The organism is Rhodococcus sp. JS3073, assembly GCF_026810085.1.
Lineage (GTDB): Bacteria > Actinomycetota > Actinomycetes > Mycobacteriales > Mycobacteriaceae > Rhodococcus_F > Rhodococcus_F wratislaviensis.
In genome coordinates, this window is the sequence record NZ_CP113951.1 from 6,622,439 (window position 1) to 6,635,502 (window position 13,064).

General features: G+C 67.5%; 11 protein-coding genes and 1 pseudogene. 8 read left to right on the plus strand and 4 right to left on the minus strand.

The genetic code is table 11. From position 1 onward, the window contains the following. Positions 1 to 14: 14 nt before the first annotated feature. From OYT95_RS30035 to OYT95_RS30050, 4 genes are all read right to left on the minus strand, one after another. A complete protein-coding gene (locus tag OYT95_RS30035; protein WP_268789857.1) occupies positions 15 to 707 on the minus strand; it encodes a methionine ABC transporter permease in 693 nt (230 codons plus the stop codon). Then, a complete protein-coding gene (locus tag OYT95_RS30040) occupies positions 704 to 1,720 on the minus strand; it encodes a methionine ABC transporter ATP-binding protein (RefSeq protein ID WP_268789858.1) in 1,017 nt (338 codons plus the stop codon). The genes OYT95_RS30035 and OYT95_RS30040 overlap by 4 nt, the downstream gene beginning before the upstream one ends. Positions 1,721 to 1,865: 145 nt before the next feature. Further along, a complete protein-coding gene (locus OYT95_RS30045) occupies positions 1,866 to 2,792 on the minus strand; it encodes an LLM class flavin-dependent oxidoreductase (RefSeq protein ID WP_268789859.1) in 927 nt (308 codons plus the stop codon). A 43-nt stretch (positions 2,793 to 2,835) separates the two neighbouring features. After that, positions 2,836 to 3,228: a DUF3592 domain-containing protein gene (locus tag OYT95_RS30050; RefSeq protein WP_268789860.1), complete on the minus strand. Its 393-nt coding sequence runs from the start codon at positions 3,226 to 3,228 to the stop codon at positions 2,836 to 2,838. A 248-nt stretch (positions 3,229 to 3,476) separates the two neighbouring features. Between OYT95_RS30050 and OYT95_RS30055 the strand changes: the two genes are divergently transcribed. The 8 genes and pseudogenes from OYT95_RS30055 (at position 3,477) to OYT95_RS30095 (ending at position 12,997) form a co-directional block, all read left to right on the plus strand. Further along, positions 3,477 to 4,442: an ABC transporter permease gene (locus OYT95_RS30055; RefSeq protein ID WP_268789861.1), complete on the plus strand. Its 966-nt coding sequence runs from the start codon at positions 3,477 to 3,479 to the stop codon at positions 4,440 to 4,442. Next, positions 4,439 to 5,302, plus strand: a complete 864-nt coding sequence (locus OYT95_RS30060; RefSeq protein ID WP_037226852.1) for an ABC transporter permease — start codon at positions 4,439 to 4,441, stop codon at positions 5,300 to 5,302. Before OYT95_RS30055 ends, OYT95_RS30060 begins: the two co-directional genes overlap by 4 nt. Then, positions 5,299 to 6,984, plus strand: a pseudogene (locus OYT95_RS44735) (dipeptide ABC transporter ATP-binding protein). The gene OYT95_RS30060 and the pseudogene OYT95_RS44735 overlap by 4 nt, the downstream one beginning before the upstream one ends. 56 nt (positions 6,985 to 7,040) lie before the next feature. Further along, on the plus strand, positions 7,041 to 8,666 hold the full coding sequence (locus OYT95_RS30075; protein ID WP_268789864.1) for an ABC transporter substrate-binding protein: 1,626 nt from the start codon (positions 7,041 to 7,043) through the stop codon (positions 8,664 to 8,666). Between the two features lie 105 nt (positions 8,667 to 8,771). Continuing rightward, entirely contained in the window at positions 8,772 to 9,671 is a 900-nt protein-coding gene (locus OYT95_RS30080) for an LLM class flavin-dependent oxidoreductase (RefSeq protein WP_128641707.1), read from the plus strand. A 28-nt stretch (positions 9,672 to 9,699) separates the two neighbouring features. Continuing rightward, positions 9,700 to 10,929, plus strand: a complete 1,230-nt coding sequence (locus tag OYT95_RS30085) for an acyl-CoA dehydrogenase family protein (RefSeq protein ID WP_268789865.1) — start codon at positions 9,700 to 9,702, stop codon at positions 10,927 to 10,929. A 16-nt stretch (positions 10,930 to 10,945) separates the two neighbouring features. After that, a complete protein-coding gene (locus OYT95_RS30090; protein WP_268789866.1) occupies positions 10,946 to 12,241 on the plus strand; it encodes an LLM class flavin-dependent oxidoreductase in 1,296 nt (431 codons plus the stop codon). 27 nt (positions 12,242 to 12,268) lie between these two features. Next, positions 12,269 to 12,997: an IclR family transcriptional regulator gene (locus OYT95_RS30095; RefSeq protein WP_037226859.1), complete on the plus strand. Its 729-nt coding sequence runs from the start codon at positions 12,269 to 12,271 to the stop codon at positions 12,995 to 12,997. Positions 12,998 to 13,064: the final 67 nt, after the last annotated feature.

Below are 13,064 nucleotides of genomic sequence, written 5' to 3' on the forward strand. Positions count from 1 at the left end.
ATGTGAAGGAAGGCTCAGCGCCGGTTGGTGAGGCGGGCGGCCAGATCACCGACGAGTTGGATGATCTGGACGAGTACCACGAGCGCGATGACCGTCGTGATCATCACGGTGTTGTCGAAACGGTTGTAGCCGTAGGCGATGGCGAGGTTGCCGATGCCGCCTGCGCCCACCGCTCCCGCGATCGCCGACATGTCGAGGATGCCGATCAGCGCGATGGTCAGGGCGCCGATGATCGTCGGGACCGCTTCGTGGAGTTGCACTTTGCGGATGATCTGAAAGTTCGACCCAGCCGAGGCCCGGCCCACTTCGACCACTTCGGGGGGAACGTCCCGCAGCGAATTCTCGATCAACCGCGCGACGTACGGTGTCGCGGCCAGGGTCATCGGAACCGCCGCTGCCTGCACCCCGAGCGAGGTGCCGACGACGAATCGGGTGAACGGAATGATGGCGGCCATCAGCACCAGGAAGGGGAGTGATCGACCGAGGTTGACCACCCAGCCCGCCACCGCGTTGACCGCCGGGTTGGGGAACAGCCCGCGGGGAGCGGTGTTGTGCAGGACGACCGCCAGCGGGGTGCCCAGCAGGATGGCCAGGATCACCGTGATCCCGACCATCTGCACGGTCTGCTGCAGGGCGGGGAGGAACAGCTCGGGAAGTTCCTCGACTGGAGTCGAGATGGCCAGGACGACACTGCCCGGGGCGCTCATGCCGCGGCCTCCTCGGGCGCCCGGGCGGATTCGGCGTCGTCGACCCGGGTTCCGTGCAGACCCCACGACGACAGCAGCTCGCCGACGGATGGATGCTCACCGGCCACCGAGATGGTGACCCGCCCCGCCGGGCGTCCGCCGACCGACTCCACGGTCCCGGACAGCACACCGATCGACCGGCCGGTGGCCTTGCCGAGAAGCTCGATCCAGTTGGTGGGAACGGTGTCGGAGCCGTAGGTGACGTGCCAGAGCACGTCCCTGTCCTCCGCAGTGATGTGTGAACGGTCGGGGAGGAGGCCGACGCCGAGTTCGGAGTGCGGATCCCGGAGGAGTTCGATCACCGGGCCCGATTCCACCACCCGCCCCGCGTCGAGGACGGTGACCACGTCCGCGACCTGCCGGACGACATCCATTTCGTGGGTGATCAGCACGATCGTCAGCCCGAGGTCGTCGCGCAGTTCGCGCAGCAACGCGAGGATGGAGCGCGTGGTATTGGGATCGAGCCCCGACGTTGCCTCGTCCGACACCAGGACCTTCGGAGCGAGTGCCAGCGAGCGGGCAATCCCCACGCGTTGCCGCTGCCCGCCGGACAGTTGCCGGGGGTAGAGGTCGGCCTTGTCGGACAGGCCCACCCGCTCGAGCAGTTCCTCCACCCGCACCCGCCGCTCGGAGCGGCCCACACCGGCGAATTCGAGCGGCAGCGACACATTCTCGGCCGCCGTGCGACGGGCGAGGAGGCTCGACGCCTGGAAGATCGTGCCGATCGCGCGACGCTGATCCCGGAGCCGGCGTTCGGACAGCCCCGAGACGTCGACGCCGTCGAGCAGTATGCGACCCTCGGACGGGCGCTCCAGCAGGCTGATGATGCGCGACAGCGTGGTCTTGCCCGCACCGCTCTGGCCGATCACCGCCGCGATCTGGCCGGTGCCGACGGAGAAGTCGATGTCGTGGAGCACTTCTACGGAACGGGACCTCTTCCCGAATCGCTTCGTGACGGAACGGACTTCGATCATGCTGTACCACCTGTGTCGGATGACGGCGCCTCGGGTCGGCCGTCGGGGCGGAATGCCGGCCCGCGGAAGGCCGGTGGATTCCGGAAACGTTAGGCGTGAGTAAACGGAAAGTCATGCCTAAGAATCGACTTGATCAGAATGACTGCTAGTTCTGCGCGCCCGGATAGACCGGACGGCGGTGGGCCGGTGCCGGCGCCGGATCGGGCAGCCGCAGCGTCGCCCGGAGCGACCGCTGCCGGTACCCGCGGGGCCGACTCGGCCTCGTCCACGCGGCGAAGCCGGCGTCGAGGTCGGTGACGGTGGCGATGTGACCATCCACCCCGGTGGCGTCGGGATCGTCGACGACGAACAGCAATGCGCGCTCACGCACCGCCGGCCCGTGACGGTCGACCTGACTGCCTTCCAGCACGACGATGTCGGAAACCTCGGCGGCGGAGACGATGTCGTCACCGTCCTGCGCCCACCACGCGACGGGAATCTTCTGCTGCGGCGGGGTGGGGACGTTGAGGGGGCCGGCGATGTCGAAGACCCCGCGGTGGTCGGCGTAGACGATCCGGTCGGAATCCGCGAAACGCACGTCGTCCGGGCGTCCACGGATCGTGTCGGCAGGCCAGCTCTCCCACAGTGTCCGGGAGGCGTGGATCGCATCGGTCGTGGCTGCGGGACTCGGCCCGGCATCGATCCAGACCCCCGCCGAGGCCAGGTTGCCCGGCGCCGATCGGTCTTCCCCACCGGTGAGCCAGCCGACCCGCCCACGGCTGGTGTGATCGAGCGATGCGAGCCGGCGAGCCAGGTTGTACGGATGGTCGAGGTGGGGGACCGCAGTGACGAACACACCGACGTCGTCGGTGGCAGCGATCAGGGCTGCGGCGGACACGCTGGGGGACAGGGCAGCGGTGGGCCGGGGAGCGGTCCGCGACACCCGCTCGACGCCGAGCAGGACGAAGTCTGCGCCGGTGCGGGTGACGAATGCGGCGAGTTCGTCGACCCGGCCGCGGCGAATGGCGTCGACGAGCAGATGCTCACCGAGTGCGAGCCCGTAGAAGGTCCTGCTGCGCTGGATCACACTCATCGGAGGTCTCCCGTTGTCGGTTCGAGGGTCTGCTGTCGTGATGTCAAGGGGCATCTCCTGAGAAGAGGGTGGATGTCGCGAGGGCGAGGGAAGTCAGCCCCAGGACGACCAGCAACATCGATACGAACGCACTGCGCCGTAGGACGCTGGACTGCGGATTCCGCGGGTCGTACCACAGCCAGAGGGACTGTCCGACAACGAATTCGCCCCTACCCGCGTCGGACAGCGAGGCGCCGAGTGCCGGACCGGGATCGAATGTCCTGCGCTGACCGACGAACTCGTCGCTTCCGACCCGATACGAGTAGGTGATCGACGGCCGTACGCCGACGATCGAGCACTCGGACCCGGTCCACGACCGGGACCTCCACAGCGCGAGGACGCCCGGAACCCCACGGAACAGGAGGAACGCACCCGCGATGACCCAGACGGTGATCACACGGGCGACGTTACGGCCCGGTCGGTGTGTCGTACAGCCTTCTCCGCAGCGTGAGCGGAACGCGAACCTGCGTGTTCCTGGCAGGCCACAGGTGCTCGAATGGCTTTGGCCGGCAGCCGGTTAGGAAGTTCGTTGAAATCAGGACGAGCGGAAGACTCGGATAACGGAGGGTCGACGGCCTACGGTTGCCGGGCAGGAAAACTTCGCAGAACCTCCACATCCGGCAGCATTTTCCGAAGGTGCGTGCAATGAGACCGACTTACTGGTACCTGGCGCGACGGGTGGGGCAGGCGTTCGTCGTGATCGCGCTGGCCTACACGCTCGTGTTCTTCGTACTCAACGTTCTTCCGGGCAATCCGATCGAATCGCAGATCAACAGTCCCGAGAACCCGATCTCGGCGGAGGACGCCGAAGTGCTCATCGCCTATTACAACCTCGACAAATCGGCGTTCGAGCAGTTCGCGCTGTCCGTGCAGCGCCTGGTCGTGCACGGTGACCTCGGTTTCTCGCTGACCTCCGGCAAATCTGTGGAACACCTGCTGTTCTCGTCCCTTCCCTCGACTCTGAAGCTGGCGTCCACGGCGTTGCTGCTCGCCATCGTGTTCGCGTTCGGCATCGCACTGATTGCGGTGTTCGCCAAGGCGGCGCGCATCCGTGAGGCCGCCCGCGCCATACCGGCGGCATTTCTGTCGACACCCTCGTTCATCGTCGGGCTGCTGCTGCTCCAGTTCTTCGCGTTCGAGCTCGGCCTGGTCTCCGCCATCAGGGACGAGGGCGTGCGCTCGGTGATTCTGCCGGCGATCGCGCTGGCCATCCCCGTGTCCGCGCCCGTCGCGCAGGTGCTCATCCAGGGACTGCAGAATGCGTCCGGTCAACCGTATGTCGACGTACTGCGGTCGAAGGGGCTGACGGAGAACCGGATCATCTTCCGGCACGTCCTCGGGAACGGCTCGATCCCGACGATCACGATCGTCGCCATCACGGTCGGGGAACTCCTCGCGGGGTCGGTCATCACCGAAACGGTGTTCTCCCGCACCGGAATCGGTTACCTCACCGAGCAGGCGGTCCGCAATCAGGACACCCCTGTCATTCAGGCGGTGGTGATCCTGGTGTCGGTCATCTTCGTGGTCGCGAACCTGCTCGCTGATCTCGCGTACCCGCTGATCGACCCCCGGATCTCCCTCACACCGGACAAGAAGGTGGTCACAGCATGAGTGTTCAGGCGACGGTCCCGAGCGCACCGGTCGTTCCTGTTCCGCGGCCGGCGTGGGTACGTCGGCACGGACTGACCGTCGGCGACGTCCTGTCCGTGGCGTTCCTGCTCCTGGTGCTGGCATGCATTCTCCTGCCGGGAGTGCTGGCACCCTTCGATCCGCTGGCGGAGTCCCCGGAGCATCCGCTGGAGGCGCCGAGTCTCGGACATCCGTTCGGAACCGACTACATCGGCCGCGACGTGCTCAGCCGCGTCATCCACGGGTCGGCCACCACGATCAGCGGTTCCGTCATCGCGGTGATTCTCGGACTGGTCGTCGGGAGTGTGCTCGGCCTGACCTCGGCGTACTTCGGCCGTGCCTACGACACAGCCGTCAGCCGTGTCGTCGACGTCCTGCTGTCCATTCCGGCTCTGCTGCTGGCCATCACCATCATCGTCGCGCTGGGCTTCGGAACGGTCAACGCCGCCATCGCCGTCGGCGTCTCCTCCGTCGCGATCTTCTGCCGATTGATGCGCTCGGAGGTCCTCACGATCAAACACCAGCCGTTCGTCGAGGCAAGTGAGCATCTCGGCGCCAACAAGATCTGGCTGCTGGGACGCCACATCCTCCCCAACGCCTACTCCTCGGTGCTGTCCCTGGCGGCGCTGCAGTTCGGCTCCGCGATCCTCTCCATCGCGGCACTGAGTTTCCTCGGATACGGCGCGCAGCCGCCGAATCCGGAATGGGGCCTTCTCATCGCGGAAGGCCGCAACTACATCGCCACCGCGCCGTGGTTGGTGGCGTTCCCGAGCGTGGTCATCATTCTGACCGTGCTCAGTGTCGGCAAATTGAGTCACATCGTCCGGAAGCAGGTGGGTTGATGACAGCGGTCGCGGAAGCACCGGCCACGAGTTCTGCCGGGCGGCGCGGCAACGGTCCCTTGATCGTTGCGAGGTCGCTGCACATCGAATACGCGTCCGAAGCCCCGCACCTCCCCGCCGTACAGGTGGTGGACGACGTGAGCTTCCAACTCGAGCGCGGGCAGACGCTCGCCGTCGTCGGCCAGTCGGGTTCGGGGAAGACGACCATCGCGCGGGCGGCCATCGGACTCCTCCCGTCACACGGCCGGATCTCGTCCGGGAGCGTGCACATCCTCGGACGGGACGTGACCCGGTACGAACAGAAGCAGTGGCGCGACCTGCGCGGCGGCACCATCGGATACGTGCCGCAGGATCCGCTCGGTTCGCTCGACCCACTGCAACGCGTCGGCGACCAGGTGGCGGAGACGCTCCTCGTGCACGGGCGGGCCACCCGCCGGGACGTGCGGTCGAAGGTGACCCGCCTTCTCGACCGCGTGGGTATCCGCAATCCCGCCGAACGCGCGCGGTCCTACCCCCACCAACTGTCCGGCGGCCAGCTGCAACGCGTCCTCATCGCGATCGCGATCGCCGTCGAGCCCGCGGTCCTGGTCGCGGACGAACCGACGTCTGCGCTCGACGTCACCGTGCAGAAACGCATTCTCGATCTCCTGGCCGACCTGTAGGACGAACTGGGCCTCGGCATCCTGTTCATCACCCACGACCTGGCGCTGGTGCGTGAGCACAGTGATTCGGTTCTGGTCCTCAACGAGGGCCGCGTCCGTGAGGCCGGACCCGCGAGTGAGGTCCTCGACCACCCGACGGACCCCTACACCGTCACACTGATGAGTGATGCGCCCGCGCTCTCACCCGGCAAGTACGCCGACCGGCGCGCCGGTGCGGACCTGTCCGCGACACCGTTGCTCGAAGTGCGGAATCTGACGAAGACGTTCGCGACAGGCAGACGTGGCAAGGGGCAGGCGTCCACGGTGGCCGCACTCGACTCGGTGTCGTTCTCCGTCGCCCGCGGCAGCACGCACGCGCTGGTCGGTGAGTCGGGCTCCGGGAAGACCACGACCGCGCGAATCATCGCAGGACTCAGCACGTTCGACTTCGGTGAGGTGTTCGTCGACGGGCGGCCCCTGAAGACCGACCCGCGGTCGTACCGCCAGAACGCCCGACTGCTGCAGACGGTGCAACAGAATCCTCTGGCCGCGATGGATCCCCGCTACACCATTGCCGACGTGATCGAGGAGCCCCTGCGCATCGTCGGATCGGGCGATCGGGCGAGCCGGCACTCCGCGGTGCGTGACGTCCTCGATCGGGTCGCGCTGCCGTCCGACGTGCTCGGGCGGAGACCGCTGGAGATCTCGGGAGGTCAACGTCAACGGGTGGTGCTGGCGCGCGCACTCGTCCTGGCACCGCAGATCCTGGTGCTCGACGAGCCGACGTCCGCGCTGGACGTCACGGTGCAGGCGCAGATCGTCGACCTTCTGGTGGACCTGCAGACACAACTCGGTTTGACGTACCTGTTCATCTCGCACGACCTCAGCCTGGTCCGCCAGATCTCCGACACGGTGACCGTGCTCGAACACGGCCGCCTCGTCGAGTCCGGTTCGATCACCGAGGTTTTCGGCAACCCGGCCGACCCGTACACGGCGCGACTGATCGACGCGGTCCCCGGCAGGATTCCGCTCACGGTGTGACTGCTGCCGCCCAGAGAATTCGATGCCACTTCACACAACCCGGAGGTTCACGGCTCATGGCACGCAGGTTCGGACGCTTCCGCCTCGCGGCGTGCATCGCGGCGACGGCGGTGGTGGTGGCGTCCTGCAGTCAGGCGCACGGCGCCACCGAAACGGGATCGCAGGTCAAGCAGGGGGGAGACCTGGTGTATCTCGACGCCGAGGTGACGGCGTCGATGCAGATCCAGGTGTCGTACTGGCAGAACAGCCTGGTCAAGGATCAGCTTCTCGACAGGCTGGTGTACCAGGATCCGGAGACCTTCGAGTTCGTGCCGTGGATCGCGCGGAGCTGGACCGTCGACGAACCCGGAACCACCTACCAGTTCGTCATCCGGGACGGCGTCACCTACAGCGACGGCACTCCGCTCGACGCGGCCAGCGTGAAACGCAACATCGAATGGCTGGCCGAGGGCGACAAGCCGAAGGGGATTCCCCGCAACGCCTGGTTCCCGAAGGTGACGGCGGTCGACACCGATGCGGCCGCCCGCACCGTCACCGTGCACCTCGCGGAACCGAACGCCCCGTTCCTGGCGGCGTTGTCGATGAACACGGCAGGCCTCGTCGCGGACGCAACGATCGACGCGAGCAAGGAAGATCAATCGGTGGTGACCAATCTGATCGGCAGCGGCCCCTTCGTCGCGGAGTCGGAGATTCCGAACAAGGAGATCCGACTCGTCAAACGCCGCGGATACGACTGGGCGCCCGCCACCGCGAATCACCAGGGTGAGGCGTACCTCGATTCGGTCACGGTGGTGCCCATCGAGGAGGACAGCATCCGCGTGGGCGCGTTGCGCTCCGGGGAGGGCGACGCCCTCCGGTACACGCAACCGCCGGACGAAGCCCTGTTGCAGAAGGAGGGTTTCACCGTTCTGGGCCTGCGCACTCCGGGTCTGGCCAACGTCCTGGACGTGCGTCAGACCGCCGATTTCGTCGACGACGTCAACGTTCGCAAGGCCGTGATGTACGGGATCGACCGGGACCAGATCGTGTCCACGCTGTACTCGGACAACTGGAAGCCCGCGAACAGCATCATCACCGAGGGCGCGCTGGGGTGGAAGGACCGTTCCGACGAGGTGCGATTCGACCCGGACGAGGCGAATCGCCGGCTCGACGCGTCGGGGTGGACCACGCGGAACGCGGACGGGATCCGGGAGAAGGACGGAAGGCAACTCGAACTCAGCCTGTACATCGACGTCTACGACCACACGTCGAAACCGTTGTACGAACTCGTGCAGCGTCAGCTCCGTGCGGTCGGAATCTCGCTGCAGCTGAGGCAGACCGACTTCGCGAACTATCCGAAAGCGACCGCGGATCCGAAACTGAGCCTGCGCCGGAACGGGTGGCCCACGGCCGACACCTTCCGGCTGACCCAGAACTACGACAGCGACCAGGGTGATCTGTTCCAGCTCGAAGGCAACGACCCGTATCTCGACGGCCTGCTCCGTTCGCAGGTCACCGAGACCGACCGGACCAAGCGGATCGCGTTGATCGAACAGATCCAGGATCACGTGATCGACAACGCCTACACGATCCCCCTGCTGCTGGATACCCAGATCTTCGCCGTCGCCCCGCACATCCACGACTTCCGCAATGCGGCCAACTCCGTGCCCTGGTTCTACGACACGTGGACGGAACTCAAGTGAGTGCTGTTGTGGGACAACATGCGTCCAGAATCAGAGTGAGCGCAACGCTCGTCCCGTGAGCGATGCTCTGGGAGGGTTACGACTATCGCGGAAAGGGGAACCGTCATGAGCCGTCATTCCGTCGTCGGACTGCACGTCGACGCCGCCGTCGTCACCGAACTTCTCGACCCGAGGTGGCCGGCGCGACGAGAGGAGTTCGGGCGCAGCATCGACGAGTCGGGAATCGACTTCGTCGTTCTCGGCGGTGACCGCCTGGACGCGGGGGAATCGAGTCACGCGACGATCGATGCGACCGTGGCCGCCACCGTCCTGGCTCGTCACACGACGTCGGTCGGACTGGTGGTCGCCGGTGCTCCCGTCCGCGATCATCCCTTCAATCTCGCGCGACGGCTCGGGTCGCTCGACCACGGATCCCACGGCAGGGTCGGATGGCTCATCGGGTCAGGCCCGGTGGACGCCGCGGTCGATGCCGTGTCGGTCGTCCGGAAGTTGTGGGAGAGCTGGCCGGCCGACAGCATCGTCGACGATGCCGAGCGCGGCATCTTCGCGGAATCCGACCGGATCGTCTACATCGATCACGCGGGTACGTTCTCCGTGTCGGGCCCGCTCAACGTCCCCGAACCACCGCAACGCAAGCCGCCCGTCTTCTGGCGCCCCTCGACCGCGGCCGAATTGGTGGCGGCGCGGCGCACGGCCGACGCCGTGATCCTCGCGGACGAGGATGCGGCGCGACGCTATCGGGCGCACTTCGACCCCGATGCCGCCCGTGACCAGGTGTTGCTGGTCGACCGGCAATGGACGCCCGGCGGCGTTTCCTCTCTGGCGAAGGAAGCCGACGGGGTGGTCTTCCGGGGAGCCACCACGACCACCGTGCCCGCCCTGCTCGACGCGGTACGGCGGGAGCCGATCCTCCGGGACCCGCGGCGCACCCTGCGTGACCGTCTGGGCCTGCAGACGGCGGAGACCGTACTGTCCGGCGGCCGCAGCGCGTTCCCGGTCAGCTGAGCATTCCACCGAAGACAGGAGATTCACCATGACAGCGGTATCCGAGGCCCCCGCACCGGAGGCGGTGCGTCCGCCGGAACGCGGCTCCGCCGAACTGGCGGCCGTGATCGCCGAGATTGCCGAGGACGCCGCGCGGCGGCGGGCCCGTGGCGGGACCGAAGGACCGCGGCGGGCCGTCGAGTTGATCCGCGAACACCGGCTCGGGGCTGTGCGTGTGCCACGGGAACACGGCGGCGGTGGCTATACGTTGCAGGATCTCTTCGATCTGGTGATCGACCTCGCCGAGGCCGATCCCGATGTGCCACACGTCATCCGGGTCCACTATGCCTTCGTCGAGGAGGTGCTGCGGGTCCCGCGCACCGAACGCAAGGACGCATGGTTGCCGGAGATCCTGTCGGGCAAACTGATCGGTGGCGCATCCTCGGAGCTGAGCACCCGCGCCGTCGGCTCTTACAGCTTCGAATCCACACTGACGCCGCATCCCGGCGGGTATCGCCTCGACGGGGTCAAGTTCTACAGCACGGGTTCGCTGTACTCCGATTTCATCCGGGTCTCCGCCAACCTCCCGGACGGCAAGGCGCTCAGCGCCATCGTTCCCGCCGACCGGGCGGGGATCGTCCACAAGGACGACTGGGACGGGATCGGCCAGCGCCACACCGGCAGCGGGACGACGGTGTTCGAGAACGTCGCCGTCGACAAGTCCGAGACGCTGCCGTTCCGAGGCGGCGACGAGGAGACCCGGCCGCGGCAGGCCCTTCCCCAGTTGTACCTGCACGCGATCGCCGCGGGCATCCTCCGCACCGTCACGACCGAGTCCGCCGAGCTGATCCGCGGCCGGCGGCGCAGCTTCGTGTTCGCTGTCGCCGAGGAACCACGGCACGACCCACAGTTGCTCGAGATCGTCGGCACGCTCTCCGCGGCAGCCTTCGCGGCGGAGTCCGTTGTCCGGGCCGCCGCGGCAGCACAGGATGTGGCCGCGGACGTCGCGCGCACGTCGGGCGTCGACACGAGGCTCGAGCAGGACGCCGCGGTACTGGCTGCCAAGGTGAAGGTGTCCATCGAGGACATCGCGCTCCGGGCAGCCACCCGGTTGTTCGAGGTCGGCGGCGCCTCCGCCACCCGGGAGTCGGCGCACCTGGACCGGCACTGGCGCAACCTGCGAACCCTGTTCTCCCACAACCCGACGGTGTACAAGGCGCGGGTGATCGGCGACCTCGTGGTCAACGAGACACCGCTGCCCGACACCGGTTACTTCTGATTCGGAAGGCACTGCCGTGAGTAGCTCCCGACGCCAACTGGTGCTCAATGTGAACGTGCTCGACGTGGGGATCGCCCCCGGAGCGTGGACGCTCGACGACGTGGACGCGCACTCCTTCGTCGATCTCGACCACTTCACGAGGGTCGCCCAGACCGCCGAGCGTGGCACCCTCGACGCGTTCTTCCTCGCCGACGGTCCCGGGTTCTGGGAGAACCCCCGGGTGAAGCCGACCCGGGCGCTGGAACCGTCGGTGATCCTGGCGGCCGTGGCGACGGCCACCGAGAACCTGGGCCTGATCGGGACCGCCTCCACGACGTTCAACGACCCGCGTGATCTCGCCGAACGCTTCCTCTCCCTCGACTACCTCAGCGGCGGCCGGGTGGCGTGGAACGTGGTCACCACGTACTCGCCGACGGCGGCAGCCAATTTCGGATTCGACCAGATCCCGGACCGCGACTACCGCTATCGCCGTGCCGAGGCGTTCGTCGGCGTGGTGACCGCGCTGTGGGAGAGCGCCCGGAGCGGTGTCCCGGTGTCGCACCACAGCGAGTTCTTCGACGTCGACGGAGTGCTGCGGGTGCCGCCGTCGGTGCAGGGGCAGCCGCCCCTCATCCAGGCGGGCGGGTCACCGGCCGGGCGTGACCTCGCCGGACGTACCGCGCACGGCGTCTTCTCCGCGGAGCTGACGCTCGACGCCGGGCGCAGGCACTACAAGCACGTCAAGGACGTGGCGCGTGCGGCCGGCCGCAATCCCGACGACGTGAAGATCCTGCCCGGGCTGATCACGGTGATCGGCTCGACCGAAGCGGAGGCTGTCGCTCGACACGAGCAACTCCGTGCCCACGTCCCCGCGCAGTTCGGCTGGGACCGGCTGAGCCTGACCCTGGGCGTCCCGCTCGCGGAACTCGACCTCCACAAGCCGATCCCGGCGTCGCTGCTGGCCGGGCCACCCGACCCGGCGACGTTCGCGGGTTCCCTCGGGTTCCGCGAATCAGTGGTCGGGCTGGCGCGTGAGCGGAATCTGACCGTGGCCCAGCTTCTCCGCGAGTTGGACGGCGGTGGCGGGCACCGCGCCGTGATCGGCACACCGGGACAGGTGGCCGACACCATCGAGGCGTGGTTCCGCGCCGAGGCTGCCGACGGATTCAACCTGATGCCCGACGCGTTCCCGTCCGGACTCGACACCTTCGTCGACGAAGTGGTGCCCCTGCTCCGCAAGCGGGGGCTCTTCCGCCACGAATACGCGGAGAAGACCCTGCGTGAGCGCTTCGCGGTGCCGCTTCCCGAGTACGGCACCGCGCGGTCGGCCTGAGTTCGTTCAGACGGTAAGGAGGGGCTCGTGACGTCACCGCGTTCGGGCTCGCAGGCGGTGGAACGGGCGATCGCGGTACTCGCCTGCTTCGAGGGGGCCACCGACCTGACCGTCAGTGCTCTCGCCGCCCGCACCGGGTTGGCCGTCAGCACCGCGTATCGCATCGTGCAGGCCCTCGTCCGCGGCGGACTGCTCGAGCGCGACGAGCGGACCGACTGCTACCGGGTGGGGCCCAGCCTGATCTCCCTCGCCGTACCGTCGCTGGGGCGTCTCGACGCCGAATCGTTCGCCCCGCACCTGTATTCGCTCGCCGCGCATGTGAAGCTGACGGCCAGCCTCGGGGTCGCGAAGGACGATGTCGCGGTCACCGTCTTCTCGGCGCGCCCACCCGAACGGTTCTGCACGCATCAGCTGCCCGGGGCACGCCAACCGCTGCAGAGCAGCGCGATGGGGATGGCGATTCTGGCGTTCGGAACGCCGTCGGCACGGCGAAGCAGTTCGGTGGCGGCGTCCTCGGATCTCGAACGGGTCCGGCGGCTGGGTTACGCCGCGGCCTTCTCCTCGGAGAACCGGGACGTGCTCGCCGTCGCGGTTCCCGTTCTCGACGCCCAGGGTCGGCCCCGTGGCGCGTTGGGGGTGCAGGCGCTGCGCCGGCGACTCACCGACGATCTGGTGCGGGAGATCGTGCCGCCGATGCGCGGCGTCGCGGCGCGGATCGGTGCGGGCGCCGGATCTGCGTTTCCCGCGTTCCGGTAGGGAAAAACTCAGGGTGAACCTTTTTCGCATTGTGAAAATACCGTTGTAGCACCGTGGTTCGGGATTC

Bases quoted from the DNA above. Each gene is read 5' to 3' on its own strand.
- OYT95_RS30055 (WP_268789861.1), top strand. From the start codon at position 3,477: ATGAGACCGACTTACTGGTACCTGGCGCGACGGGTGGGGCAGGCGTTC.
- OYT95_RS30035 (WP_268789857.1), bottom strand. From the start codon at position 707: ATGAGCGCCCCGGGCAGTGTCGTCCTGGCCATCTCGACTCCAGTCGAG.
- OYT95_RS30080 (WP_128641707.1), top strand. From the start codon at position 8,772: ATGAGCCGTCATTCCGTCGTCGGACTGCACGTCGACGCCGCCGTCGTC.
- OYT95_RS30060 (WP_037226852.1), top strand. From the start codon at position 4,439: ATGAGTGTTCAGGCGACGGTCCCGAGCGCACCGGTCGTTCCTGTTCCG.
- OYT95_RS30040 (WP_268789858.1), bottom strand. From the start codon at position 1,720: ATGATCGAAGTCCGTTCCGTCACGAAGCGATTCGGGAAGAGGTCCCGT.
- OYT95_RS30045 (WP_268789859.1), bottom strand. From the start codon at position 2,792: ATGAGTGTGATCCAGCGCAGCAGGACCTTCTACGGGCTCGCACTCGGT.
- OYT95_RS30085 (WP_268789865.1), top strand. From the start codon at position 9,700: ATGACAGCGGTATCCGAGGCCCCCGCACCGGAGGCGGTGCGTCCGCCG.
- OYT95_RS30075 (WP_268789864.1), top strand. From the start codon at position 7,041: ATGGCACGCAGGTTCGGACGCTTCCGCCTCGCGGCGTGCATCGCGGCG.